The sequence below is a fragment of the Mucilaginibacter sediminis genome (genome assembly GCF_051903035.1).
In the GTDB taxonomy this organism is placed as follows: Bacteria; Bacteroidota; Bacteroidia; order Sphingobacteriales; family Sphingobacteriaceae; genus Mucilaginibacter.
On sequence record NZ_CP170602.1, the window covers coordinates 2,659,970 to 2,686,730 of the forward strand.

30 protein-coding genes and 1 riboswitch are annotated in these 26,761 nt (G+C 42.4%); of the genes, 15 read left to right on the forward strand and 15 right to left on the reverse strand.

The features are described 5' to 3' along the window. Positions 1-34: 34 nt before the first annotated feature. Entirely contained in the window at positions 35-622 is a 588-nt protein-coding gene (locus tag ACFGVS_RS10310; RefSeq protein WP_090649009.1) for an RNA polymerase sigma-70 factor, read from the reverse strand. 423 nt (positions 623-1,045) lie between these two features. Next, positions 1,046-1,474 carry an SRPBCC family protein gene (locus tag ACFGVS_RS10315; protein ID WP_439698545.1) on the reverse strand — a complete coding sequence of 143 codons (429 nt, stop codon included), beginning with the start codon at positions 1,472-1,474 and terminating at the stop codon, positions 1,046-1,048. A gap of 196 nt (positions 1,475-1,670) precedes the next feature. Here ACFGVS_RS10315 and ACFGVS_RS10320 point away from each other — a divergent pair, with 196 nt between their 5' ends. From ACFGVS_RS10320 to ACFGVS_RS10330, 3 genes are all read left to right on the forward strand, one after another. Then, positions 1,671-2,759 (forward strand): DUF695 domain-containing protein, encoded by a 1,089-nt coding sequence (locus ACFGVS_RS10320; protein ID WP_439698546.1) that lies wholly within the window; start codon positions 1,671-1,673, stop codon positions 2,757-2,759. Between the two features lie 226 nt (positions 2,760-2,985). Continuing rightward, a complete protein-coding gene (locus tag ACFGVS_RS10325; RefSeq protein ID WP_274212519.1) occupies positions 2,986-3,918 on the forward strand; it encodes a helix-turn-helix domain-containing protein in 933 nt (310 codons plus the stop codon). Between the two features lie 80 nt (positions 3,919-3,998). Then, a complete protein-coding gene (locus tag ACFGVS_RS10330) occupies positions 3,999-4,355 on the forward strand; it encodes a hypothetical protein (RefSeq protein ID WP_439698547.1) in 357 nt (118 codons plus the stop codon). Positions 4,356-4,583: 228 nt separating this feature from the next. Here the strand turns inward: ACFGVS_RS10330 and ACFGVS_RS10335 are convergent, their stop codons facing one another. Next, on the reverse strand, positions 4,584-5,063 hold the full coding sequence (locus ACFGVS_RS10335; RefSeq protein WP_274212515.1) for a Dps family protein: 480 nt from the start codon (positions 5,061-5,063) through the stop codon (positions 4,584-4,586). A gap of 95 nt (positions 5,064-5,158) precedes the next feature. On the opposite strand from ACFGVS_RS10335, the gene ACFGVS_RS10340 reads away from it, so the two are divergent. The 3 genes from ACFGVS_RS10340 to ACFGVS_RS10350 are packed head-to-tail and all read left to right on the forward strand — an operon-like array spanning position 5,159 to position 7,601. Next, positions 5,159-5,938 (forward strand): DUF4905 domain-containing protein, encoded by a 780-nt coding sequence (locus tag ACFGVS_RS10340; protein ID WP_439698548.1) that lies wholly within the window; start codon positions 5,159-5,161, stop codon positions 5,936-5,938. A gap of 6 nt (positions 5,939-5,944) precedes the next feature. After that, positions 5,945-6,976, forward strand: a complete 1,032-nt coding sequence (locus ACFGVS_RS10345) for a LysM peptidoglycan-binding domain-containing protein (protein ID WP_439698549.1) — start codon at positions 5,945-5,947, stop codon at positions 6,974-6,976. Further along, the gene (locus ACFGVS_RS10350) at positions 6,969-7,601 is read left to right on the forward strand and encodes a uridine kinase family protein (protein ID WP_439698550.1); all 633 of its coding nucleotides are present in this window, start codon (positions 6,969-6,971) and stop codon (positions 7,599-7,601) included. The genes ACFGVS_RS10345 and ACFGVS_RS10350 overlap by 8 nt, the downstream gene beginning before the upstream one ends. Positions 7,602-7,714: 113 nt before the next feature. On the opposite strand, the gene ACFGVS_RS10355 is transcribed toward ACFGVS_RS10350, so the two are convergent. The 4 genes from ACFGVS_RS10355 to ACFGVS_RS10370 form a co-directional block, all read right to left on the reverse strand. Next, the gene (locus tag ACFGVS_RS10355; RefSeq protein ID WP_274212510.1) at positions 7,715-8,050 is read right to left on the reverse strand and encodes a superinfection immunity protein; all 336 of its coding nucleotides are present in this window, start codon (positions 8,048-8,050) and stop codon (positions 7,715-7,717) included. A gap of 94 nt (positions 8,051-8,144) precedes the next feature. Further along, the gene (locus ACFGVS_RS10360; protein WP_439698551.1) at positions 8,145-8,801 is read right to left on the reverse strand and encodes a 3-oxoacid CoA-transferase subunit B; all 657 of its coding nucleotides are present in this window, start codon (positions 8,799-8,801) and stop codon (positions 8,145-8,147) included. A 57-nt stretch (positions 8,802-8,858) separates the two neighbouring features. Continuing rightward, complete coding sequence (locus ACFGVS_RS10365) at positions 8,859-9,209, reverse strand: four helix bundle protein (protein ID WP_439698552.1); 351 nt, start codon at positions 9,207-9,209, stop codon at positions 8,859-8,861. A gap of 73 nt (positions 9,210-9,282) precedes the next feature. Next, a complete protein-coding gene (locus ACFGVS_RS10370) occupies positions 9,283-9,978 on the reverse strand; it encodes a CoA transferase subunit A (RefSeq protein WP_439698553.1) in 696 nt (231 codons plus the stop codon). 229 nt (positions 9,979-10,207) lie between these two features. Between ACFGVS_RS10370 and ACFGVS_RS10375 the strand changes: the two genes are divergently transcribed. Beyond that, on the forward strand, positions 10,208-10,750 hold the full coding sequence (locus tag ACFGVS_RS10375; RefSeq protein WP_439698554.1) for a hypothetical protein: 543 nt from the start codon (positions 10,208-10,210) through the stop codon (positions 10,748-10,750). Between the two features lie 177 nt (positions 10,751-10,927). Here the strand turns inward: ACFGVS_RS10375 and ACFGVS_RS10380 are convergent, their stop codons facing one another. The 5 genes from ACFGVS_RS10380 to ACFGVS_RS10400 form a co-directional block, all read right to left on the reverse strand. Continuing rightward, complete coding sequence (locus ACFGVS_RS10380; RefSeq protein ID WP_439698555.1) at positions 10,928-12,013, reverse strand: SGNH/GDSL hydrolase family protein; 1,086 nt, start codon at positions 12,011-12,013, stop codon at positions 10,928-10,930. Positions 12,014-12,204: 191 nt separating this feature from the next. Further along, positions 12,205-12,567, reverse strand: coding sequence for a VOC family protein (locus ACFGVS_RS10385; protein ID WP_090648940.1), 363 nt, complete (start codon positions 12,565-12,567; stop codon positions 12,205-12,207). A gap of 196 nt (positions 12,568-12,763) precedes the next feature. Beyond that, the gene (locus ACFGVS_RS10390; RefSeq protein WP_439698556.1) at positions 12,764-13,186 is read right to left on the reverse strand and encodes a hypothetical protein; all 423 of its coding nucleotides are present in this window, start codon (positions 13,184-13,186) and stop codon (positions 12,764-12,766) included. Positions 13,187-13,205: 19 nt separating this feature from the next. Next, on the reverse strand, positions 13,206-15,575 hold the full coding sequence (locus ACFGVS_RS10395) for an endonuclease MutS2 (protein WP_439698557.1): 2,370 nt from the start codon (positions 15,573-15,575) through the stop codon (positions 13,206-13,208). Then, positions 15,556-16,167, reverse strand: a complete 612-nt coding sequence (locus ACFGVS_RS10400) for a DUF4296 domain-containing protein (protein ID WP_439698558.1) — start codon at positions 16,165-16,167, stop codon at positions 15,556-15,558. Before ACFGVS_RS10400 ends, ACFGVS_RS10395 begins: the two co-directional genes overlap by 20 nt. A gap of 43 nt (positions 16,168-16,210) precedes the next feature. Between ACFGVS_RS10400 and ACFGVS_RS10405 the strand changes: the two genes are divergently transcribed. From ACFGVS_RS10405 to ACFGVS_RS10425, 5 genes are all read left to right on the forward strand, one after another. After that, entirely contained in the window at positions 16,211-16,900 is a 690-nt protein-coding gene (locus ACFGVS_RS10405; RefSeq protein WP_439698559.1) for a YggS family pyridoxal phosphate-dependent enzyme, read from the forward strand. Positions 16,901-17,064: 164 nt separating this feature from the next. Further along, a complete protein-coding gene (locus ACFGVS_RS10410) occupies positions 17,065-17,520 on the forward strand; it encodes a GNAT family N-acetyltransferase (protein WP_439699242.1) in 456 nt (151 codons plus the stop codon). Positions 17,521-17,775: 255 nt separating this feature from the next. Continuing rightward, complete coding sequence (locus ACFGVS_RS10415) at positions 17,776-18,570, forward strand: RsiV family protein (protein WP_274212502.1); 795 nt, start codon at positions 17,776-17,778, stop codon at positions 18,568-18,570. Then, complete coding sequence (locus ACFGVS_RS10420; protein ID WP_439698560.1) at positions 18,571-19,827, forward strand: aspartate kinase; 1,257 nt, start codon at positions 18,571-18,573, stop codon at positions 19,825-19,827. 141 nt (positions 19,828-19,968) lie between these two features. Continuing rightward, a complete protein-coding gene (locus ACFGVS_RS10425) occupies positions 19,969-20,124 on the forward strand; it encodes a Sec-independent protein translocase subunit TatA/TatB (protein WP_147052303.1) in 156 nt (51 codons plus the stop codon). 366 nt (positions 20,125-20,490) lie between these two features. Here the strand turns inward: ACFGVS_RS10425 and ACFGVS_RS10430 are convergent, their stop codons facing one another. Genes ACFGVS_RS10430 through ACFGVS_RS10440 form a run of 3 tightly spaced genes read right to left on the reverse strand, consistent with a single transcriptional unit; the run spans position 20,491 to position 22,460 of the window. Beyond that, positions 20,491-21,192 carry a hypothetical protein gene (locus ACFGVS_RS10430; RefSeq protein ID WP_439698561.1) on the reverse strand — a complete coding sequence of 234 codons (702 nt, stop codon included), beginning with the start codon at positions 21,190-21,192 and terminating at the stop codon, positions 20,491-20,493. Beyond that, positions 21,155-21,706, reverse strand: coding sequence for a hypothetical protein (locus ACFGVS_RS10435; protein WP_439698562.1), 552 nt, complete (start codon positions 21,704-21,706; stop codon positions 21,155-21,157). Before ACFGVS_RS10435 ends, ACFGVS_RS10430 begins: the two co-directional genes overlap by 38 nt. A 10-nt stretch (positions 21,707-21,716) precedes the next feature. Then, a complete protein-coding gene (locus ACFGVS_RS10440; RefSeq protein ID WP_439698563.1) occupies positions 21,717-22,460 on the reverse strand; it encodes an intradiol ring-cleavage dioxygenase in 744 nt (247 codons plus the stop codon). Positions 22,461-22,644: 184 nt separating this feature from the next. Here ACFGVS_RS10440 and ACFGVS_RS10445 point away from each other — a divergent pair, with 184 nt between their 5' ends. The 3 genes from ACFGVS_RS10445 to metE all read left to right on the forward strand — a co-directional run bounded on the left by ACFGVS_RS10445 (position 22,645) and on the right by metE (position 26,728). Next, positions 22,645-23,262, forward strand: a complete 618-nt coding sequence (locus ACFGVS_RS10445) for a phosphatase PAP2 family protein (RefSeq protein ID WP_439698564.1) — start codon at positions 22,645-22,647, stop codon at positions 23,260-23,262. 12 nt (positions 23,263-23,274) lie between these two features. Beyond that, entirely contained in the window at positions 23,275-23,949 is a 675-nt protein-coding gene (locus ACFGVS_RS10450) for a hypothetical protein (protein ID WP_439698565.1), read from the forward strand. A gap of 103 nt (positions 23,950-24,052) precedes the next feature. Further along, positions 24,053-24,254: riboswitch (cobalamin riboswitch) on the forward strand. 167 nt (positions 24,255-24,421) lie between these two features. After that, complete coding sequence (gene metE / locus ACFGVS_RS10455; protein ID WP_439698566.1) at positions 24,422-26,728, forward strand: 5-methyltetrahydropteroyltriglutamate--homocysteine S-methyltransferase; 2,307 nt, start codon at positions 24,422-24,424, stop codon at positions 26,726-26,728. The last annotated feature ends 33 nt before the right edge of the window (positions 26,729-26,761 follow it).

Sequence of the window (26,761 nt, forward strand, 5' to 3'; positions counted from 1 at the left end):
GAGAAAATGAAAATACCCCAGTGAAAAATAAAATTTAATTTGAGGATGCTTTTTTTATTGTTCTTTTATGGTGATGAGGCGATGCAGATATTGCCGTGGCTATTGCCTTAAGCGCATTTTTCATGTGATACTCAACGGTTTTAACTGAGATATTTAGTATCTCGGCCACCTTACGATATTTCAAACCGTCTTCCTTAACTAATTTAAATACTACTTTGCATTCATCGGGTAGCCGCTGTATGGTATAATTGATGATTTTTGCGAGTTCATCGGTGATGATTACATCCTCAACAGAACCATTGGCATCTTTAAGCTCAAAACTAACCGATTCTATATCAACACAAGTTATCCGATTTGACAAATTATGATTGATGGCCCTGTTTTTTACCGCTACATATAAATAAACCGTCAAATTGTTCACTTCTGTTAGCCCGGCCCGGTTAGCCCATATTTTCACAAAAACGTCGTCCACAATCTCCTCGCCTACCTCCGTTACCTTCACGTAGGAGCAGGCTAACTTCAACAACCTTTCGTAGTATAAAAAGTAGATCTTTTTAAAAGATGCCAGATCACTGTCACGCGCAATTTTTATTAATAGATCTTTAATATTAATATTTAACATTCTTTAATGAGGTTTTGGTACGCGCATTTACAGGGGGGAAATGCATACAATTGGTTACGCTAAATTTAGTTGAGAAAAACAAAGCAGAAGTAAACTATAATAGCTTATTACTAATCTGCTTTTACAATTCGAACAAGCAGTGGTTGTTGAGGCGGGTCTTAAAGCGAATATGGAGGGAAGATCAGGAAATTGCTGCGCCCAATAAAATACTTCCTTGCTATAACAATGGTATCAAAAAAAAGCGGACAGAGACGAAAATCCGTCTCTGTCCGCTCAAGGTTTTCCCACATGGACTCGAACCACGATTGTCTGAACCAGAATCAGAAGTGCTACCATTACACCATAGGAAAATATCAATCAAGCGCAGATTACGCCTGCTTAATATGCAAATATAAGACCAATGGCTTTATTTAGCAAAAATAGTTAAAGACTGGTTTCAGTATATTTTTTGAAATTATCCAGGATAGCCTGCCAGCCTCCCCTTTGCATTTCAATAGGATTTTGCGTTTCGGGGTCAAATGTTTCCGTTACCTTAGTGGTGTCGCCATCGCCAACAAACTCAATTCTTACTTTCCGGCCATCACCAAGCCCATATTCTATCAGGCTATATTGCGCTACGTTACTGTAAACACCTTCAAAATCAAAACTAAAACTTCCATCTTTTGCAGCCATGGTTGTTTTAAACTTGCCGCCTGTTTGCGCGTCGTTATCGGCATAAGGCGCATGCCAATCGTCTGATGCATGGCACCATTGGGTAATATGCTCCGGTTTAGTCCATGACTCCCAAACTTTTTCTATAGGCGCGTTTATGGTGGCTTCCACGGTGATAGTTGTTTTAGCTGCTGTTTCCATTTTATTTTTTTATTGATTTGCTGTTTATAAAATTAGCAGAATATTTTAAAACGGAATATGGCTAAATGCGACATTTGTGGGGTGTGAATTACAGGTAGAAATATTTAATATAATTAACTGTGTTTTTATATTTGGGGCAACAATAAGCGTCCTTTAGCACAATAATTCTGCCCTATCATTAAAAAAACTATAGCCCATGAATTTTCTAAAGAATATATTTAAAGGTGGCGAACAACCTGTTAGGTCGTACGCGGATTTTTGGACTTGGTTTCAAAAAAATGAAAAGGCTTTTTTCAAAGTAGTAAAAGAAAAGAGGGATATCCACAAAGATTTTTTCGACAAACTTTCGCCAAAGCTTAACGAGCTAAAAGATGGATTTTATTTTTTAACCGGCATATTTGATGAGCATACCGTCGAACTTGTTTTGACTGCCGATGGCGCTGTCAAAAACATTCCCTTTGTAGAAGAACTTGTTAAAGCCGCCCCCCAAATAAATGGTTGGAAGTTTACCGCACTGAAACCTGCTTTAGACATTACAAACGTATATATCAAAATGGGCGGCTATAAATTTGCAGATGAAAACATCCATTTTTATGCAAACAATTCGAATGAGTTCCCTGATGAAATAGACATCACCGTTTTACATGACGACCTTACCCAAAAAAATAAAGACACCATCATCAATGGGATATACATTTTCCTTGACAATTTCATTGGCGAACTAAATTTTGCTACAACCATAGATAACGTGAATGTTATAGGTAAAAGCGAGGCAGAAAAAGAATTAGTACCAATAGCGAAACTAAAAGATTTTTTAAAATGGCGCGAAAAAGAATTTATTGAAAAGTACGAAGGCGTAAGGCACAACACAGAAAATGACACTTATTCGGGGCTTGAAGCAACCCTGAACAGCGGCAATCCCGTGGTGGCTATCATTAACACCGATTTACTTAACTGGGACAGCAAAGCATCGCACCCCTGGATTATGAGTGTTGAAATTAAATATGGCGGTACAGCCAATAACGGCATGCCCGACAACAAAACCTATCAACTGTTGGATGATATTGAAAAGGATATACTTCATGAATTGAAAGACTTCGACGGTTACCTGAACATTGGCCGCCAAACTGCAGAAAACATCCGGGATATATATTTTGCCTGCAAAGATTTCAGAAAACCATCCATTGTAGCTTATAGTATTGTACAAAAGTATTCCGGCCAGGTTGATATAACATATGATGTTTATAAAGACAAATACTGGCAATCATTCGAGCGGTTTAGATAGTTATGGCATGCGGTGAACAGCAATTACTTCTTGTATTATTTTCACGAATTGCAACTAAAATGGTGTAAAGGCATTGCTTACTATATTCAAATACCGTGCGTTTTAAAATCGTAGTACTTGAAATACAGATTGAGTAAGAAAGCATCATCCATTTATCATATTCAAATCACGATCAGTTTAATTGATAGATGATTTATACTTTTATCTTAGTATTTAACAACCAGCTATGCAAGCCATCACTATCGACGAATTTTATAAACAGGTAGGTAAAAACGATACAGAGTCGCTGTTACCGGCCGGCATCAATAAAGAAATAGGACATTTCAATATATTCAACCTGGAAGAACTCATTCCTCGTTTTAAAGACAACCCCGGGCATATGCCCTACAACCGCAGGGCTTACTACAAAATAAGCCTGGTGAGGGGGAAAAACATTGCGGAGTATGCAGATAAGGTGATCCACATCGAAAAAAATGCTTTGCTTTTTGCTACTCCTAAAATACCCTATAACTGGGTACCGCAGGATACGGACCAGGCCGGATATTTCTGTATTTTTACCGGCGATTTTTTAATACAATCAAAAAGCGGTGCCGTGTTAGATGAATTACCCATCTTTCGCCCGGGTGGCTACCCGGTTTTCCAGGTTACCGATGCGCAGGCAAACGAACTGGAGCTGATGTTTAAAAAAATGCAGCAGGAAATAAGCTCTAATTATTTGTTTAAGTATGATCTTATCCGCAATTATGTAATGGAGGTAATTCATTACGGCCAAAAGCTGGAGCCCCTAACCACCTACAACAGTGCGCATAATGCATCCGCCAGGGTATCATCCCTGTTTATCGAATTGTTGGAAAGGCAATTCCCGATAGCGTCGCCTCAGCAAAAAATAACTTTGCGAACTGCGCGCGATTATGCCGACCGCCTGGCCGTGCACAGTAACCATCTTAATAAAGTTTTAAAAGAAAATACCGGCAAAACCACAACCGAGCATATTACCAACCGGCTTATCCAGGAAGCCAAAATCCTGCTCAAACAAACCGATTGGAACATATCAGAAATTGCCTACAGCCTGGGATTTGAACAGCTATCGCACTTTTCAAACTTCTTTAAAAAACAAACATCATTATCGCCAATTGAGATACGGGCAAAAATTGTTTGAAATTGATAAATAGCTGATTGATGATTGCAAACATGTTATGGACAATGGCACGTAGCTTAGCGCTATAACAAACCAACATCATGACTCTCAAATTAATTAGCAGCGCCCTTGTTTTATTTGCAGCCTTTATGAGCATAAAACACGGCTGGCAGGGATTAACCATGAAACCTGGCGCCACTGGCCCCGAAGCAGAATTGTTTGGCAAATTAAATTTAAGCCCCACTACATTAAAAGTAATATCGCTTTTGACACTGCTAAGCGGAATACTTATCCTTATGCCGCAAACTTTTGTAGCAGGTAACATTTTAAACGCCGCCCTGATATTTTTCCTGATGGTGATGTTTTTTTACGTACGTGAATTCAAAACCGCTTTAATTGAGATACCTTTTCTTTTAATTCCGTTGGCATTGATATATCTGAAATATCCACTTGGATAAATTACTTATAATTAACACATCACTCATTCTTATCATCAAAGCTAAATCAACGTATGTTTAATTACTTTATAAATTAGTTTAATGGCTTTAAAGGTAATAGATAATAAGATACTTGCATAAATTTCGCTATATTTTATCAGCAAAAATTTTCATAAAAAAGCCACTTACAAATGCAAGCGGCCCTCTTAATTCTTGACTCTTAATTCTTGCTTCTATTTTATTAACGCCTTAATCTTCGTTCACAAATGAACGCAGCATCCAGGTATTTTTTTCATTAAACTGCATAAAGCGGTTCACCATATCGTTGGTACCGTCATCGCCGGCTTCCGCTGTAATATCCAGGATCTCCCTTTCCTTGGCTATCAGGGCGGCAAGGTCGTCAATAATGGCCTTTACCATTAGGGTATCCTTTAAACCAATGGTTTGGATTTCTTTAATTTGGGCGGTTTCGATATAGTCTTTAAACGTACTATACGGTGGTTTCCCTAACGACAGGATCCTTTCGGCCAGTTCATCAATGGTTAATAAAGCAGCGGTATACAACTCCTCAAATTTAAGGTGCAATGTAAAAAAACTTGGCCCTTTTACATTCCAATGGCATCCGCGTAGTTTTTGGTAATGGATGTGGTAGTTTGCCAAAAGATCGTTCAAATGGTCGACAACCGGCTTTACTTTTGTTTCTTCTAAGCTAATTTGTTCAGCATTCATAGTAGTAGTGATTTAGTGCTTTTAATACCGCCGCAGCGGCAATGCTTGGTAAAATTAACACTGTTTTGAAGATATTAAGCATATTTACACACTTTATGACAAAGTTGCTACCATTCATCCAACATCAGTGTAAATGGCCCGTGTGGCGTATCGAGATTGACGGGCCAGGTAATATTATATTTCTGGAAGTACGCAATAGCGGGGATAAATTGGTTTCATTTACATCAATCAACCTGGATAGCGGCATCGTAAACTTTGAAGGTCTTGCTACTCCCGAGCGATGGCTTACCGGTATCGAGACCGCGTTTGACGGAGTACTTGTTCTGCATAATTATCAATCAGAAAAAGGCCCGGCACACAAGGGATTAACAGCTATTGACGGGCTGTCCGGAAAAACCTTATGGAGCAATTACACCCTGGCATTTGATTACCTGTCGGTAAATGGCCCGGTGGTTTACAATACTCAAATACAGCCCCCAAAGCTCGTTCTGGCCGATATCAAAACCGGGGGAATAGTAAGAACCTATCAGCCTGTTATTGATGTGGGCTTAAACAACCATATTTTAAGCCCGCGGGTGTTACCGGCGCAAGCATTTAAAAGTTTGCCCCCTGGTGTTGATGCCTACGGAAATACCGTGGATTACCTTGAGCACAATAATTTTAGAATTGTATCTTTGCACACGTTTTTGGACGGGCAACTTAAACAGCACCTTTATATTTTTGACGATGAAGGTGGTACTGTTTATCACGATTTGTTGCAAAGCGATATACAAAAATTGCAGCCCGAGGCGTTTGTAGTACATGATAATAAACTGATCTACCTTAAAAACAGGTCGGTGTTAATAGTTTTAAATTTACAAAATACTGTATTATAACATATTATGAAATTAAAGGTCCTTTTATTGATCGCTCCCGTACTAACCATTTCTGTCTCCGTTTTTGCAAGCACTGCTAAAGATTCTATCGGTGTTGAAAACCAGAACGGTAAAAAAATCATCCTCCACAAATTAGATCCTAAAGACAATTACTACTCCATAGGCAGGCGCTATAAAGTAAGCCCAAAAGCCATTATCCAGTTTAACAACAACGCTCCGCTTAAAATTGGCGGTACTATTAAAGTACCTACCGACCTGCCATTTGATGAAACACAAACGGCAACCACTGTGCAGCCTACAAAACCTGCGGTACAACCGGCTGTAATACAGCAAAAGCCCCAGGTTCAGCCCCCTGTTACCAAAACGCCAACTGTAGTTCAACAACCGGTTGCACAGCCACAAACCGCGCCAGTAGTACAGCAACCGGTTGCAGCAGCGCCAAAGCCAGCTACACCTGCACCAACAACAACGCAGCCAGCCGCAGCTGTAAATATGGATAATGTACAACAGTACAAGGTATCGGCCGGCGAAACGATTTACTCTATCGCAAAAAGGTTCAATACTTCAGTTGAGGATATCAGAAATTTAAACAACTTAAGCTCTGATGATCTAAAAGCCGACCAGATCATCAAAGTTCGTACCGGTATGCCGCCAGAAGAACGGACGGTTGCCAAGCAGGATGTATTGAAAACCGATTCGGCAAACATGCCCATTGACAGCGCCGATGCAAAATTTAAAGCCAACCGCTTTGGCTTATATGAAAAAAATGAAAAAGGGGTAGCCACCTGGATAGATGATACCAGCCTTGACCCTAAAAAAGAATTGGTGTTACACCGCACCGCACCAATAGGCACGGTTATAAAAATCACCAACCCAATGAATAATCATACTACTTATGCTAAAGTAGTGGGTCGTTTTACTGATAGCGAGGCTACCAAAAATGTGCTCATTGTAATGACCAAAAACACTGCCGATGCTTTAGGCGCATTAGATAAACGCATTAACGTAAATATCAGCTACGGAAGCCCGAATGAATAAACCTTATATTATTGGAATTGCCGGTGGAAGCGGATCTGGCAAAACTTTTTTTTTGAAATGTTTCCTGGAGCATTTTACTGCCGATGAAGTATCCCTGGTATCGCAAGACGATTACTACATCCCCGTGGCGCACAATATGACCAAGGAGGAGAATAAGCTATACAACTTTGATTTACCCTCGACTATAGATGACCGGCATTTTCATGATGATATTGGCAAGCTTTTAAATAAAGAACCGGTTATTAAGCATGAGTATACCTTCAACAACCCCGATGCCATCCCAAAAGTACTGGAAATAAAGCCTGCCCCAATCCTGATAGTAGAGGGATTATTTATACTGCATTTTAAGGAGATTGCCGGCATGCTGGATATGAAAATTTTCATAGAGGCCGAAGACGACATAGCCCTGCAGCGCCGCCTTAAACGCGATTTGCTGGAACGTGGCTACTCGCACGATGATGTGATGTATAAATGGGTAAACCACGTGGTTCCAGCTTATAAAGAGTTCCTGTTACCTTACAAAGATGAATGCGATAAGGTGATAACCAACAACACACACGTTGCGGACGATATCATCGCAGTAACAGAAGAAATATCAACTGATTTAAGAACAAAATTGTTTTAATTTGAGAATTTGAAGATTAACTTCGTTGAGGCTTCGCCATTTGAGAATTTGAAAATAATTAATAATTATTTCAGGCATTTTCAAATCTTCAAATTATCAAATTTTCAAATTATTTAGTTTCCTATAATTTTCCTGGTTTCGTTGTGGTAATCGGTTTTGGTAATTACGCCGGCCCTGAACAGGTTTCTCAATTTTGTAAGTTCAGCTTCTATTTTAGGGCAGCAGTTGTGGGTATTGAGTTTGTATGATCGCAGCGGGTCTTTATCAGTGCGGAGCGCCCACACTAACGAAATTATCCAGGCTATCACCGTCCAGCCTAAAAGTACATTAAGCAATAATACTGATGTAAAGTTATTTTTCTCCCTGGCCATTATAGATGGCAACAGATAAACGGGCATTGTAATGGATAACAAAATGAATATTAGTATCAGTTCTGGATAATCTATCATAACTTAATTTAATATTGTCATTTATACGCAATAACTTATCTGTAAGATGCAAATAATTTTCTATTAATGCCATACCTCATTAAGGTATTTTTTTTTAGAGCACTATCTCCGGCACCTCTCCTTCTATAATTAACTCCCCGGCGGTCGCTTTTATTATCTCTTCTACAGTTACGCCGGGTGCCCGCTCCAGCAATTTAAAGCCGCCCTGCGGCAAAACGTCAAATACGCCAAACTCGGTTACTATCTTTTTTACACAGTGCACGCCGGTTAAAGGCAAGGTGCACTTAGGTAATAACTTCGATTCGCCCGCTTTGTTTACGTGCTGCATGGCTACAATGATATTTTCTGCCGATGCCACCAGGTCCATAGCACCACCCATACCCTTCACCATTTTGCCGGGAATTTTCCAGTTGGCTATATCCCCGTTCTCGGATACTTCCATGGCGCCCAGTATAGTCAGGTTAACCTTCCTGGCCCTGATCATCCCAAAACTCATAGCCGAATCGAATATTGACGAACCAGGCAGCATGGTAATAGTTTGCTTACCCGCGTTAATTACATCCGGGTCTTCTTCTCCCTCAAACGGAAATGGCCCCATCCCCAACAATCCGTTCTCCGATTGCAAAACCACATCCATCGTTTCAGGGATGTAATTGGCCACCAACGTGGGTATACCTATACCAAGGTTAACATAGTAACCATCTTTTATTTCTTTGGCGATGCGTTTAGCGATGCCGTTTTTATCTAACATAAAATTAATTTGAAAATTTGAGGATTTGAAAATTTGAAGATGGATTTAATTTTCATACTATCCACTTTTTGCACTCGCTATAATTTTTGATAATATTTTATTGATCACCTTCAACTTCTCATTCAATGACATACTAAACGGATAACCCTTAGAAAACTGGCAAAGCAATAGGAAATACTCAGTCTCGTCGGCCTCCTTAACAGCTATTTTAAACTTATGTATAAAATCATTTTTACTTTCCGCATTTTGAGCTTCACGCACATTTGCCCCAATTGATGTACCGGATCTGATGATTTGTTTCGCAATAGCGAATTTCCTATTAGCTTCCAACTCCTCCGAAAACTCAATAATATCAAGCGCGAACTCAAAAGTCAATTTAACAATCAGGTTTTCTTTATCGTCTCTCATTTAATCATTCTTATCCATTTTTAACCATTTTCAAATCTTCAAATTATTCATACATTTTCAAATCTTCAAATTCTCAAATTGTCTTTACCGTCCTATGTTCAATCCGTTTTTCGTAGTCTTTACCCTGGAAAATCCTGTGTACATAAATTCCCGGCGTATGAATGTGATCAGGATCCAAGTCACCAGGTTCAACAAGCTCCTCTACCTCTGCAATGGTTATCTTGCCCGCCATGGCCATAATAGGGTTAAAATTCCGGGCAGTTGCTTTATAAATAAGGTTACCCATGGTATCGCCTTTCCAGGCTTTTACAATGGCAAAATCGGCATCAAAGGCCATTTCCATCAGGTAATCTTTACCATTAAAATTGCGGACTTCTTTGCCTATCGCTACCTCGGTACCAACGCCCGCCGGGGTAAAAATAGCTGGCATGCCGTAGCCCGCGGCCATACACCGTGTTGCCAGGGTACCCTGAGGGATTAGCTCCACCTCCAGTTCGCCGCTTAACAGCTGGCGTTCAAATTCAGCGTTTTCGCCAACGTACGAGGAAATCATTTTTTTTACCTGGCGTTTTTGCAGCATCAGTCCGATGCCAAAGTCATCAACGCCGGCATTATTGCTGATACAGGTAAGCTGCTTTACTCCTTTTTTTACCAGTGCGGCTATACATTTTTCGGGCAATCCGCATAAACCAAAACCACCAAGCATCAGGGTCATACCGTCCCGGATGTCGCGAATGGCCTCATCGGCATCACTTACTACTTTGTTCATGTTTTATAATTGGTTATTTCAAAACTACTGATAAGAGTCAAGAATCAAGAGCCAGGAATCAAGATTTTTTCAATCGGCAGTCACCAACGATAAATTATTCGGGCCACCATACTGAAGCAGTCTTAAATCTCAATTTTTAACTTTTGATTTTTAATTATTCATAATAATTAAACAAATAAAACAATTAGAAAATTAGAACATTGTAATTATACATCAACACATAAAACCTATGGAATTAAAAGATAACGGGTTTGGCGAAAGTAATGACTTAGCAAACGAACAAACGCAAAATAAGCCTAATGCATATCGGGTAGACGACGATGATAACCTGACCGAAGAAAACCTGCAGCATGGCTACCCAACATCGAAAGACGACATGAAAAAACAGGATGCCCCCGGTATGGAAGGGCAAGGCATGGGCGGGCAAAGTTTTGGCGAAAATAACCTGACCCCATCGGGTGATGACCCGGCCAATCCGTCGCAAAACGCGGGTTATAACAATGAGTACTTCCGCCGCACGCAGCCATCTGAAGAGCATCCGGAAAATAATAATTTTAAGGATCCTAACCAGTCAGGGTATTCAGATTATAATGCGGCTACAGGTAGCCAGGGTAACGGCGAAAATACCGGTAGCGAGGAAGACGAAAAACCCGGTGAATCGCAGCAACAATACCAGGAAGGAACCGCCGATGATGACGGTCAAGGCGAAGACAACCAAGCCAATATACCAGGGCCAAATGAGGTACCTGACCAGCAGAAAGTTGGGGAATAAAAATTGATGTGCAGATATGCAGATTTTAGATGTGCAGATTTTTTTTTGAATTCGGTATTTTCTGATTAAATGATTTACAGGAAATGTGGCTTTGCAAATCAAAATCTGATAAATGTGCTTAATCCAAGTTCAGACAAAAATTATCTGCACATCTGAAATTTTAAATTTGCCCATTTGTCACCACTTAATATTCTTGTCCATAAACGCTATCAAGTCATCGGCCATGGCCTGCTGTTCCTTAGCGCTTGGGTGCCCTGGCGTATTCTTGTAGGGAATCATGTGAGTGTAAATGCCTTTATCGCTTAAACTTGCAACGGCCTTTTCGATATATCCGGGCCATGGCGAACCGTCTTTGGTGGCATCCATACTGCCCAGAATGCAAAGGATTTGGGCTTTAGGATATTTTTTGCGGATATTTTTTACCATCTCCCGGTAGGCTTTGACGATTTGATCAGCCTCGGGTGGCTTTGTGCCGAAACGTTCTTTAAATTGTGGATTATCAGGCATTTTAACTATCCACGAATCGTTTTGAAACAGGTTGATTACCACCACATCGGGGGTATATTTTGTAAAATCCCAAAGGCTTGTCGGGTCGGTTGGGTCAAGGCGATTATACATTTCGGGCATAATGAGCGGGAACCAGCTTACCAATACGCCTATGCCGCTTTTAGCCGTTGCCACATAAGCCGCATCATAATGGCGTGCTGTTATAGCGGCATAGCTAATATAGCCGTTCTCGTAAGGGGCACTCCCTCTATCCTGCCCTGTAGTATCTTCAACAGCGTAACCGCAGGTGATAGAATTGCCAAAAAATTCAATTTTGCGTTTTTTAACAGGTGGCGCCGGTAATATAGATGCCCCTTTATCCAATATAAACTGCACAAAAGTGGTTTTACCCTTATCCCATTCGGTGCGTTTGAATAGTTCAAGGCTATGGTTACCGTCGGGAAGGCCTTCGGCAAGGGTGTATGTTTTCTGGGCATTTTCCAGGTGTAAGGTGTTGGTTACCTTACCATCTACAATAATTGTAAAATAGTTTTCGCCCCGCTCGTCCTGTAACACAGCCGATACGCCGGTACCTTTAAAGTTAATTACGGCCGATGAACCTGTCCAGTAAAATTCCGCAGCCTCATCGGTCATGTTAATGCGGCCGGTATAGCGGATATGGGTATCCTTGCTTTTGAGCACCAGGCTTTGCGCCTGGCAGGTTGATAGGGCCCCTGAAGTTACCAGGAACAGAATTATAAAGTATAATTTACGCATTTTTTTACCGGTTTACAGGCCTAATTTATGAAAATTGCCGGCGTAAAACAAACCGGTAAACACCCCTCCTGCCATGCACCGTTCGCGCACCTTCAACATCCTTTTAAACACCAAACTCACACCTTTCAATGCCTTCGCAAGCACCTTTGAAGCACCCACCAACTAATGGCCAAGACAGCGCAGCAAAATGACTAATCAACCGGAGTACCAAATTGCAACAGGTACCCGTTGTAATCGTAAATAGCAAATTCGCGCATGCCAAAATCAAAAGTTTCAATGGGGTAACAAATAATGGCCTGTTCTTTCAGTTCCTTCCACAGCTCATCAACTTTATCCGTACGGATGTACAACGACCCGGTAAACTTGGGCATCCCGAAGGGCTCATGCTCATTGGGTAGCGCAAACATAATTTCGATATCATCGCGGCTAACCGTTGCCCAACCCCAGCGCTCATCATATCCAACACATGTAAAGCCCAGGTTACTAATGTAATAATCTACTGTTTCCCGTACCTGCCGGGTGTATAACATTGGAGTGATAGTTTTTAGGCCCATTGGTTTATAATATTTGGAAAATATACTAACTTATTTCAAATAAACACAAGTTACTCCTTAAACCGGGATGATGAATTTTTACAGCGTGGCACTCACCAGTTTAATTATCCTCCATCTTTTTTGTTGATAAATTAAACCTAAAATCTGTGTAGTTATATTCATAAAAGCCATCAAAACCCATAATAAAATGATGTTCCTAATTTTTGAAATATTCCTTGGCTTCAGTCCGATTCTTGAAATTCAAAATATTAATAAGCAATACTTTCTGATTTTCAACATTTATATAGCCCACATACTGCCTTTTGTAATTACCAAAGCCAGGCGTAACATCTGCTAAAACTTTTCGTCCATACATTTTTTTTCCATCTATTATTTGTGGATGTTTGGAAATGTGAGTTAAAGCCAGTTCTGCCTCTTTAATATCATCAATCGTAGGGGTAAATCTTCCCTTTTGTTCTGCATCTATATCAACCTTACTTTTAGCAGGTAATACGTAACCAGAATAATTTTCACCCTGGATACTAAACGTGGTGTCACTCCTTAAAATATCAGGCTTAATGACACTTTGTGCTTTTGCTGATAAATTTATTAAAAGAAAAAAGACAAACCAATATCTCATTCTAAATCAATAATGACTTTTATTTCAAATATACATAAGTTATCCCATCGCCACCCCTATCGGCGTGCTCATCTTCCAATCTGTCAACCTGGTCGTATTTTTTGAGGTATTGGCGTATCATTTTGCGTAAAATGCCATCGCCTTTGCCGTGGATGATTTTCAGGTTACCAAAACCCATCATCAGGGCGCGGTCAAACAGTTTTTCGATATTGTGCAGCGCATCTTCGGTGCGCTGGCCGCGTACGTCAATCTCCGGACTAAAATTAGCAAAATCGCTGGTATGTGAGTTCATGGTACGCCTTACCTCTTTAGGCACCGACGATTTGCTCACCCGCTCCACCTTTTTCTTTTTAGCCACCGTGCGTAAATCGCCAATGGCGATTACCACGTTATCGCGAATGATCTCTATCACCTGCCCGGTAGTTTCAGAATCGGTTAATTTTACCCAATCGCCGGGTTTCAGTTCTTGGTCAGCGGCCGCTGTTGCGGTTGGTTTTGCCGGTTCAGATTTTACCGTGTTCTTTTTAAGTTCAATGTTCAGGTTTTCGCGCAGGGTGCGGGTTTTCTCCTTATCGGCGTTGCTGCTTTTAATTTCAGATATGGTGTTTTCCACCAGCTTATTGGCGTTCAGGATAATATTTTTGGCCTGGTCTTTAGCCTCGCGTATCAGTACTTTTTTATTTTCGTCCAGGTAGCTTTTCAGCTTTTCGTTCTCGGCCTGCAACTCGTTCACCTTGCGCTGCTGCTTGTCCAGTTTTTGTTTGGTTTCAAATATCTCGCGTTTTTCGCGCTCCAGGTCAACCAGCAGGGTATCTACCTTTTTCTGGCCTTCGCTTATTTTATTTCGTGCCAGGTTAAGTACGTTTGGCGGCAGGCCTATTTTTTGAGCTATCTCAAAAGCATACGAGCTGCCGGGTTTACCAACTTCCAGCCTGTAAAGCGGCTTCATCTCTACGTTATTAAATAGCATCGATGCATTCTCTATCCCTTCGGTATTGCTGGCGAAGATCTTGAGGTTGCTGTAGTGCGTGGTTACCATCCCCCTCACCTTTTTATGGTTCAACGATTCCAGCACGGCCTCGGCAATGGGCCCGCCAAATTGCGGATCGGTACCGGTACCAAACTCATCAATCAGTATCAGGGTTTTACCATTGGCCTGCTCCACAAAATTTTTCATTTTGGATAGGTGGGCGCTATAAGTACTCAAATCGCTCTCGATGGATTGATCATCACCTATATCAACAAACATCTGCTTAAACACACCTATTACACTGGCTTCGGCAGCCGGTATCAGCAAGCCCGCCTGAACCATCATTTGCAGCAGTCCAACCGTTTTCATACAAACAGATTTACCGCCCGCATTAGGGCCCGATACTACAATAATGCGTGTACCTTCATCAATCTGTATGTTTAAAGGCACCACCGTTTTTTGCTCCTTTTTAAAATTCAGGAACAGCAGCGGGTGACGGGCATTAAATAATTTTAGTTTCGGCTCGTTCACCACCTGGGGCATTTCGCCTTCAATATCAATGGCAAACAGGGCCTTGGCGCGTACAAAATCAAGCTTGGTTAACAGGCTGTGGTATGATAGTAAAAGCGGCGCATAAGGCCTTAACTCGGTTGTTAACGCTGTCAATATCTTTACAATCTCGCGGCGACGCTCAAATTCCAGGTCGCGTACCCGGTTGTTGAGGGTAAACACCTCTTCGGGTTCCATATAAACAGTTTGGCCCGAGGCCGATTCGTCGTGGATAAAACCTTTTAGCTTACGCTTGTTTTCGGCCAGCAGCGGGATACACAGCCTGCCATCGCGTACCGTGAGCGATCCATCGGCCGTCCAGCCGCTTGATGACGCATTTTTAAATATCTGGTCAATCTTTTTGCGGGCTTCCTGCTCGGCTTTGGCTATGCCCGATGTTATTTCCTGTAACTCGCGCGATGCATTAGGGCGTATTTTTCCTTTAGGGTCAATAACCGCGTCAATCTTTTTCAGGATGGCTTTCTCAATAGGTAGGTGCTCAAAAAGGGCCTCCAGGTTGGGGTAAAGGCCTTCCCGTTCGCTAAAGTAAGCGATAACGGCAAATACGGTTTGCAGGGAGGCCTGCACCTGGTAAAATTCTTCCTCGCTCAAAAAAACACCTTCTATGCGGGCTTTATTGGCCAGGGATTTAATATCAAAAAAATGATGAATGGGTAGTGCGGCGTCGTTTACCAGGATGTTTTTGAACTCGTTGGCCTGGCTTAAAAACTTGGCAATCTGGTCGTAATTGCTCATCACCTGTATCTTATCAACCATTTGCTGGCCCATCTCGCTCAGGCAATGAGCTTTTATTAATTCCTTTACTTCGGTAAACCCAAGCTTATCTACACTATTTAATGGGTACAGCATTAAGTTTTTTTCTATGTTTTAATTTTTTTGCCGAGTCGATTTTTGAATTCATCGCTCTTTTGATTTTTGCTTGTTTAGCTAAATCGTTCTTTAGCGAATCGGCCTTCCGCGCCATCACGCTTTCCCTGATTTTTGCCTGCTTAACCGAATCGGCTTTTTGGGCAGCAGTTTTCGGTCTAAGCATCGCTTTTCTTACCGAATCGGCCTTCAACGAATCGGCTTTTTGATTAGACATTCGCTGTTTGTTTTGAGCCAGGTTAACAGAATCCGACATGGTTTTTATCCTAACCTCAACAGAGTCATATATTTTAAACAGCTTATCGGGTTCGCTGGCGTAGTACTGCATGCTTTTCCTGAACTGGGCCGAGTCGGTATTGAATTTTTTAAAGGCTGCTAAATATTTGCCCATGCCATATTTGTACAGGCTATCGCCCCCCTGCAAACCGTTATATAACGAACCGTCTATGAGGTGTATCTGTATCAATAAGCCAGTCATTTGTTTGGGCTGGATAAATTTTGAGGGGACACTATCGCTTTTGCAACCGCACAAAAAAAGTGTTACTGAAAAAAACAAGGTCAAGTATTTATACATTCTGTAATTTAGCGGCTGATTAATTAAGCAAATTTACGGATAAATGAGCATTGCAGATAATATCAAAAGCTTAAAAAAAGAAACGGAGGCCGACAAGGTAATATTGTTAGCCGTATCAAAAACAAAACCCGCTGCCGTATTGCAGGAAGCATATGATGCCGGGCAGCGTTTATTTGGCGAAAACCAGGTACAGGAACTGGTTGAAAAATACGAGCAATTGCCCAAGGATATTGAATGGCACCTGATTGGCCACCTGCAAACCAATAAGGTAAAATACATAGCATCTTTTGTAAGCATGATACAATCTGTTGATAGCGTAAAGCTGCTACAGGAAATAAACAAGCATGCCCAAAAAGCCGACAGGGTAATTGACTGCCTGCTGCAAATTTATATTGCCGACGAGGAAACTAAATTTGGGCTGGGTTTTGATGAGGCGATAGAGCTATTGCGATCTGATGAATTTGCAGCTTGTAAAAACGTTCGCATCCGCGGGTTAATGGGCATAGCCACCAATACCGATAACGAAAAGCAGGTAAAAGAGGAATATTACGAACTGAAGACCTTTTTTGACGGAATAAAAGTGAGCTATTTCAGAAAAGATGATAGTTTTAACATTTTATCGATGGGCATGTCGGCCGACTATAAAATAGCCATTGAGCAAGGCAGCAACATGGTACGCCTGGGCAGCACTATTTTTGGCACCAGGGTGGTGAAGCATTGGAAGAATAATTAGTTGGTGAGTGGTTGATTAGGTTAATTAAGTTGGATTAGGTTGATTATGTTGTCTGAATCAGAATTAGAAGAATTAAAGGATTTATAGAATTGGAAAACGAACAAATAACAAACAATATTAATCAAAAGCTCCCCCTTCAGGGGGCGGGGGGGGCTTCGGCTACCCTGCGTGTTGCCACCATTGACGATTGCCCGCGGCTGTTGGAACTGGTGCATGAGCTGGCGCTGTTTGAACGGGCGCCGGAGGAAGTAACCGTTACTTTAGATGAATTTATTGATGCCGGTTTTGGCGCCAAACCTGTTTGGAAGGCTTACGTGGCCGAAGTTGACGGACTGATAGTGGGTTTCGCGCTTTATTATATCCGCTACTCAACCTGGAAAGGCTGCCGCTTGTACCTGGAAGATTTAATTGTTACCGAGGCCTATCGAGGCCAAAAAATTGGCAAGCTTTTGATTGAAAGGTTAATTGTAGAAGCCAAAGAACTTGGCTTTAGCGGCATGGTTTGGCAAGTGCTTGACTGGAACGAACCGGCTATTAACTTTTACAAAAAATACGAGGCTAATATTGAGGCGGGGTGGCTTAATGTGTCGTTATCGAAAGAGCAGTTGGAGAGGTATTAAGGCATTACTGCATGACGGCGACAACTCACCCCGACGAGGCTGCGCCCGTCTGCCCCTCTCTCCGACTGCGTCGCATAGAGGGGCGATAAAAAAATAAAAATTGGAGTTCACCCTCTATGCGGCGTAAGCCGGAGAGAGGGTCGGCCAGCGTAGCGTAGCCGGGGTGAGTCGTGACCAGCGTTCAAAAACAATACCCTTGTAAAACCAAACAAGCTATTGGTGTATTAAGCTATAACTACTAAAACAACATCTAACATGAAAACCGTCAGCAGGCTTTGTTTTATTTTAGCCGGATTTGCGTTTGCATCCTGCCAATGGAGTGTTAAACCCAAAGAAGATAAGGTGGTTTTTAAAGATACACTTCGTTATTCAACGGACGGCCTTACTACGTTTCCGGCCACGCTCCCAGGACAGCCAGTAAATCATAAGGACACCGTTGTAAAAGCAAGATATGTGGTTTTTGAAGGGCAACCAAGGCTTAATGATTCGGTTATGCAGAAGTTATCGGGCATTTTTACCAATGGCAATGCCGATATTAAATACCTGCACAACGCATCCAAATTTTTACTGGCTTATGCAGATTATTTAAAAAAGCATCCTAAGTGGACGGTAAGCGCCTATGCCAAAGTACTAATGCAGGATTCCAGCATAACCACCCTCGAAGTTGGTGGTTATACCTACCAGGGCGGCGCACACGGATCATCGGGAACATATTTTATCAACTGGAATACCAAAGCCAACAAAAGCATCACCTTAAATGATCTTTTTATTGACGGTTATGCCGATAAACTAAAGGCCATTGCCGAGGGGATTTTCCGTAAGGAGGAAAAGCTAAGTGATACAGCATCCCTGGCCCGCGACTATTTTTTTAAGGACAATAGATTCGCGCTGAACGATAATTTTTCGGTTACACCCATAGGGCTCAAATTCATCTATAACCAATATGAAATTAAGCCTTATGCTGCCGGGATAACCGAGTTATTTATCCCCTATTCACAAATTAAAACATTGCTCCGGCCAAATTCGGTTGTGGGTAAATTCATTAAATAAATGCTTGTATTTAAATTCGGAGGGGCATCAGTTAAGGATGCCGATGGTATTATCAATTTAGCCAGTGTTGTAAAGCAATACGATGGCCAACAATTACTCATCGTGGTATCGGCCATGGGCAAAACCACCAACGCGCTGGAGAAGCTCACCAAGGCTTATGTAGATCAAACCGAGGATATGCATAGCATCTTCGACAGCATCAAACAATATCACTTTGATATTTTGCATGAGTTGTTTGATGCCAACGATCCTGTTTTTGATGATGTTGCCAATACTTTTGTGGAAATTGACTGGGCCATTGAAGATGAGCCGCACGATAGCTACGATTTTATTTACGACCAGGTGGTATCTATTGGCGAATTGGTATCAACCCGCATTGTATCTGCTTACCTTAACAAAGCCGGTATAAAAAGCCAATGGCTTGATGTGCGCGGCTATATCCACACCGATAACAGCTACCGCGAGGGCATTGTACAATGGGATAAAACGCGGGCAAGCATCAGCAAGGATATCCCTGCCATGCTGCAAAAGGGCGTTGTGGTAACCCAGGGTTTTTTGGGTGGCACATCTGAAAACTTTACTACTACTTTGGGGCGCGAAGGATCTGATTATACTGCATCTATATTTGCCTCCTGTTTGGGTGCTGAATCGGTTACAACCTGGAAAGATGTTCCCGGTATCCTGAATGCCGACCCCAAATATTTCGCCGACACGGTAAAATTTGATGAACTATCTTATACCGAAGCCATCGAGATGACTTATTACGGCGCCAGCGTTATCCACCCAAAAACAATAAAACCCCTACAAAACGCCAAAATACCCTTGCTGGTGAAACCCTTCACGCATCCCGATGCTCCCGGCACCGTGATTAAAGAAGATGGCTTCAACAAGTTTGAAAAGCCGGTTATTATCCTGAAACAAAACCAGGTATTACTTTCCATTTCGCCAATTGATTATTCATTTATATCCGAAGATCACCTGAGCGGCATTTTTGGCTTGTTTGCCCAAAACCAGGTAAAGGTAAACGTAATGCAAACCTCGGCCCTTAGTTTTACGGTTTGTTTTGATTTTTATGAAGAGCGTTTTGAAAAACTGCTGCGTAATCTTAAGCAGGAATTTAAAGTAAAATACAATAGTGGCTTAACGCTGATTACCACCAGGCATTATGATGAAGATTCGCTAAAAGAATTAACTGCAGGCAAAACGATCTTACTGGAACAAATCAGCAGGAATACGGCGCAAATGGTGGTGCGGTAAGGTATTTTCGGACGCGACAACCTATTCATCGGCACAAATTAGCGCCTCGCCGATACAATGCCCTATGTAATATGTTGCTTTGATACTTTTAGGTTAATAAAGAGTTAGTAATTAAAACATTCATCAAAAAAACTTAAAATTATGGGATTAGGAGCACCTGAAATAATACTCATCATTATTGCAGTATTGTTATTGTTTGGCGGCAAAAAAATTCCTGAGCTGATGCGCGGCATGGGCCAGGGCTTAAAGGCATTTAACGATGGTAAAACCGAAAAAGACGCAGCCATTAAAGAATAATTAAAACTAAAAAAGGAAAACCAAAAAGGCGCATGAGTTATCTCGATGCGCCTTTTTTGATTACAAAACACGGCAGAACCTTTTACAGTATTATTGTCAATAAATATTATCTGTATAAACAAGGCCTTATGCTGTAAGTAAACCATGTTTTTACTTTAGCATAAGGCCTTGAGTTTTCCGTGTACCCATAACTTAAAAAAATGTCATTTCGATAGAGCAACGGAGGGCAAAGAGCGGGAGCGCGAAAGAGAAATCTTGAACGCCATGCATCATAACCAATTATCGAAATGCAAGGCGTTTAAGATTTCTCCTCACCCCTCCTACTTAGCCCACCTCTGATTCGTTCGAAATGACATTTTTTTTATTTTAGGCCTCCATTTCCAAAATCAACATCACCGCGCTATTGCTCAAAGCTTCCATATCAGCTTCTTGCAGGCCCCACAAAGCAAGGCCGTCGCGTTCGTGCATCAGCCGGCCCTGAAGTTCAAAGGCGCCGGCAATTACAAACGCATAAAACAACGAACCTGGTGTTTTCAGGTGATAAAGCGCGTCGGCACGTCCATCAAACCGGCCGATGTGCAGGTTAAAAGGCAGCCTGAATAAAGTGGGGATAATACTGATCAATTCATTTTGCCTGCCGTCAAAATCAAAGCAGAAGGTTTGCTTAAAAAACGGGAACACTTCTGTATCGGCGTCTATCTGCAGCTGCAAAAAGTTAACCCAATCATTTGGGTAGGGATTATTTAAAATTAAAATATCGCCGCTGTTTGCGTAATTAATATACACCTCGCCTACATCAACTACCGTACTTTTCCCTTCGGTATCCTCAACAAGCAGGGCGCCGGTTACCGGCACCGCTACAAAATAGCAGGCGTTTTGTACCTGTATGGAAATTGATTTACCGGCAGCCAAAATCTCGTCGTTAAATACACGCAGGGGGCCAAAAGCCTTACGGTGCTCATTAAAATGCCCGTCGTAATTAAAAGTGCTGCACCGCCTGAAGGTATTATTTTCGGTAATTACCCGCTGATCAGCAAGGTGAATCTGCCCGGGTGAGGTCTTTTCCATGTTGTTGCAATTTTTGGAGTGAATGAATATTTACGTATGGCGGCAGCTTAAACAGGTTGCTCAACATTTCTTCGTCGCCGGTTGCTTCGGACCGGTAATCGGCTACCAGCAAAAAATCGGCAATGGTATCGTGCCAGGCCAGTGCCTCTGTATAAAAATTAACAGCCACCTGGTGCCGGGCTTTGTCGTTAATATCAGAGTTGATGATCTCGAACTGAAATTTATTGAACTTTAAAAAACGCTTACCCACGTTATTAAGCACATCGGGCACTATACCATTTAGCTGCTGCAAATACCCGGTTATGGCCGGGGTAACCATGCCGGCAAGCCTTTTGGCGTTTGGCACGTGTTTTAGCAGGTCGGCATAGCTGGTAAAAGCGGTACCGTGGCTGTAGTTTTGGGCCTGCATTTTAAACTCCATGTACGATGCCTCAAACACCACCTTATCCCATTGTTTGGCTGAGTTTATATCGATAATTTTTCGGTAGCAAAGTGTAATTACGCGGGTGTCCATGTTAATACGGTTAAGCAAGTACGCTCATGCTGATTGATAGTACAAAGCCGGCTGTTTTACTGCCGGTAATGGTAGCCAGTTCCAGTGTATCACCATCGCTGAACACGCCGTCGGTAGCGTTATAGGTATAACCGCTCATTCCCTTACTGTATCCTGCCACAGTAGCCAATGCAGTTCCCGTACCTTCAGGAAAAGCTATTTGTGTAACCTTTAGTGATGTACCTGCCGAATTATATATATGCACATGAATGTGCGTTGCACGGCCGGTGTACCAACCGGGGAAAATAGAGGTAAAACTAACCAGGCCGTTGGTATCGGTAGTTTGTCTGCCACGTAAAAAATGTACCGAAGTGTAATTGGTAGCTTGTGAGCCACTGCCGCCATACTCCGAATAATTGCCCTCGGCATCGCAATGCCAGATATCAACCAGTGCGCCCGATAAGGCATTACAACTGTTATTGCTGTTGTTAACGGTAATATTAACAGTCATTTTATAACCGGTACGGTCGCCGGTAATATCGCTACGTACATATGATGCCGGTGAATGGGTTGGATAAGGCCCTTCGGTTTCGGTTTCGATAACACTGCAGGTGCCTGAGCTGGAACTTGACCCGGAAGAACTACTCGACGAAGAAGTGGTGCCTGATGTACTGCTTGTAGTAGTGGTTACTGAATCTTTTTTGCAGGCTTCAACCAATACCGATGTTGACACTGCGCCTATCATCAGGCTTTTTAAGAAATTTTTACGTTCCATGATTTTAATCTTTTTAGTTTATATTTTGTGATGCCGGTTAACGATTCAAAAGTATAATGTATCAGGAAAGTGACATACCATGTGTCGGTAAGCGAGAGTTTTGTGTCGATGAAAAGATAAACCGGCTAAACAAATCGCTGTAAATAGCCTTATATTGGGGCAATACAAATCCCTAAAACTAAAAATGGCAATGCGCGGGTATTTACGTTTCAGATTTTTAGTCATCGCGCTTCCATCGCAACTGCTTTTATGCCTGCATATTAACACTACCTTCGCACAGTTACGCACTCCACCATTTGATGATGCCATCCTGATAAATTTACAGGAACACCGCACTCCGGCCCAAACCGGTTTTTTCCTGTTCATGAGCAATCACCTGGAATATGGCAATATTGGCGTACCTGCGGGCCTGCTGGTTGGCGGTATCATCGGTAATAATAAGGAGATGCGGCAAAATGCCCTTTACGTAGCCAGCAGCACAGCCATCTCTGCCGGGTTAACCCAACTCATAAAAGTACTGGTAAAGCGGCCGCGGCCATTCATCCAGAACATCAATATCACACCCGTTTACCGCCCCGGAAACTACTCTTTTCCATCGGGGCATAGTTCATCATCATTTGCCACAGCAACGGCTTTATCGGCCGCTTACCCCAAATGGTATGTGATAGTTCCCGCGTATCTATGGGCGGGCTCAACCGTGTATTCAAGGATGTACCTGGGGGTACATTACCCTACAGATGTAGCAACGGGTGCGGGACTGGGAGCTGCGAGCGCGTTGCCGATGTTGTTTTTGAAGAAGTAGAAAATTGCCTTTATGATAGCAAAGAAACCATATATCCTTTATAGCTTGCCCGCAAGCAGAATAACCCAAGCCTTAATAGGAGGAAGAAAAATTGAAAATGCCTGGGAAAAAATAAAAATATTTTTAGTTAATTGCACAACAGCAGATGTAACTATACCTCAAAATATTTACCTCAAAGGTTATACTGCCGATGAAGATCATGGAGAATCTCCGGAATTGGCTAATGTAATAATAGATAAAATTAAAAAGCTTTTCGGCAATGGTACAGCCACTCCAGTAGGTTATCATTATCCTGACAATATCCCTACAAAACAACAAAAAATAGAATGGCAATTGATAAATGATGATTTAGAAAAAGCCATCGATTTCATGATTATCGGCCAGCCCTGGCCAAAATATAATTTAGGCCCGGTTGATCTGATGTTATCTTACGACTTTGAATTGATCGATCCTATTTCAAAAACTATATTACCAAATCAACAATACACCTCTGGAATCTTGGTGTGGTTATCGCGAAGTAACTGTATTAGCATGACTTTGTGGTTTCCTTTTGAACAAGCGGATAGTGAATTTGAAAAATACATCGACAGCATCGAACCATTTTTGCCATTTAAATTCGAGAGAAAATATTTGAGATTGGTACGGCCCAATAAAAAAGAAACTGCTAATGTCTTTTCTAAAATTTAATGCATATCACCTTGTCAATTTTCAAATTCAAAAACTCATCTGCACATCTGAAATCTGTAATCTGCACATTTTTTCCCTATCTTCGTCCCCAATAAAGTTCTTTACTTTTTTTCTGCAGAGTGGTTCCCGGTGTTTAAAGCACAGGGATTAATAAGGAACCGTGTGTAAATCACGGGCTGTCGCGCAACTGTAAGTAACACAAAAGGTTGTTGCCTTTAACAAAGTCCATTGTTCGCCCCCGCGCGAATGAGAAGGACGGCAACAATGTTACAAGCCAGGATACTTGCCCCTATGTAAAAGACAATGCTTTCGCGCAATGAAGCAGTAGTCGAAGAAAAAAGAATGACGTACATGGCCATTATATGCCTGTATGTTATGCTTTTGTCTTTTATTACCATTTACTCCGAAAGCATACCGAAAACCGTAAGGAGCATTAAGTCAACTTAATGTTTAACCAAAAACGTTTTAGCGTATGCTCAAAAACAATCTCGGGTACCCACGTGTAGGTGCCCACCGTGAACTCAAAAAGGCCAGTGAACAGTACTGGGCCGGTAAAATTACCCGTAACGATTTGTTTGCCGCTGCCCGGCAAATTCGCCTGCAAAACTGGCAAACCCAGGCTGATGCCGGTATCGACCTGATCCCCTGTAACGATTTCAGCTTTTACGACCAGGTATTGGATACCTCGCTCATGCTGGGCAACATCCCCGAACGGTACACACCCGTATTAACCCAAAACAAGGCCAATACCGAAATCGACCTGTATTTTGCGATGGCCCGCGGTTATCAAAAAGATGGACTGGATGTTACAGCCATGGAAATGACCAAATGGTTTGATACCAACTACCATTACATTGTGCCGGAATTTGTACAAAATCAGCAGTTTAAACTATTCAGCGAAAAAGTGCTTGACGAGTTTATCCTCGCCAAACAACACACCGGCAACATACCAAAACCGGTATTGATTGGCCCGGTAACCTACCTTTTATTAGGTAAAGAAAAACAACCCGGTTTTGATAAGATAGACCTGATCAAGAAACTGGTGCCTGTTTATATAGAAGTATTAAAAAGGCTGGCAAGTTATGGTGCTGTTTGGGTGCAACTTGATGAGCCCTTCCTGGCGCTTGACCTTACCGACAAAGAGAAAGCCGCTTATGCTTATGCCTACATGGAGATAAGCAAGCAATGCCCGGGCATTAAAGTATTGCTTACTACCTATTTCGAGAGCCTGCACGAAAACACCGAACTGGCCGTAACCTTGCCGGTAAGTGCCATTCATGTTGATTTGGTTCGCGCGCCCGATCAGTTGTACAAAGTGCTCACTGTTTTGCCCGATAGCCTGAGTTTATCGTTAGGTGTAGTTGATGGCCGTAACATCTGGAAAAACGATTACGTACGCTCGTTAACCCACGTAAAAAAAGCTATTGCCGTATTGGGCGCGGATAGGGTGATGATAGCGCCAAGCTGCTCGTTGCTGCATACCCCGTTCGACCTGGAGCTGGAAACCGCCATCATTCCCGAGATAAAAAACTGGATGGCTTTTGCCAAACAAAAACTGAACGAAATAAATGAATTGGCGCAAATCATCGGCGGCAACAACGAATTGCTGCAAGAAAACCTGCGCGCCATTACCAGCCGCAGCCTTTCAAAACTCATCCATAAGCAGGATATCAAACAACGCGTGGCAGCCATAACCGATGCCGATGCGCAGCGTGAAAGCGGATTCATCTCCCGCCAAAAAATTCAGCAGCAACGCTTTAAATTACCACTGTACCCTACAACTACCATAGGATCGTTCCCGCAAACTGATGATATCCGCTCGTTAAGGGCAAGGCTTAAAAAAAGCGAGCTAACCGAAGCTCAATATGATGCCGAAATAGAAAAAGCAACCATTGATGCCATCCGCTGGCAGGAAGAGATTGGCCTGGACGTGTTAGTTCATGGTGAATTTGAACGTAACGACATGGTTGAATACTTTGGCGAGCGTTTGGATGGCTTCCTGTTCACCAAAAATGGCTGGGTACAAAGCTACGGCAGCCGCTGTGTTAAGCCACCGGTTATTTATGGCGATGTAAGCCGCCCCGGGGATATGACGGTCAAGTGGAGCAGCTTTGCGCAGCAAAACACCGATAGGCTGATGAAAGGCATGCTAACCGGCCCGGTAACTATACTGCAATGGTCGTTTGTGCGGGATGATCAGCCACGGTCCGAGACTACCAACCAGATAGCGTTGGCCATCCGCGACGAGGTTGTTGCCCTTGAAGCAGCGGGTATTAAAGTGATCCAGATTGATGAGCCTGCCATTCGGGAAGGGTTGCCATTGCGTAAAAAGGATTGGCAAAACTATTTGAACTGGGCGGTAAAGGCGTTCCGTATTTCGGCCAGTGGCGTAAGGGACGAAACACAGATCCATACGCACATGTGCTACAGCGAGTTTAACGATATCATTGGCAACATTGCCGATATGGACGCCGATGTAATCACCATTGAAACATCGCGCTCGCAAATGGAGCTGTTAGCGGCCTTCGCCGATTTTAAATATCCAAACGAAATTGGCCCCGGTGTTTATGATATCCATTCGCCGCGTGTACCTACCGTTGATGAAATGGTAAGCCTGCTGGAAAAGGCATCTGAATTACTCCCGGCCGGCAATTTATGGGTTAACCCCGACTGCGGATTGAAGACCCGTAAATGGCCGGAAACCCAGGTGGCACTCATAAATATGGTGGCCGCTGCGAAACATCTTCGTCAGTTAGTTGTAGAAACAATAGCATCCTGACGGGTAAAAACAGGCAATTTGCGTATACTTGCC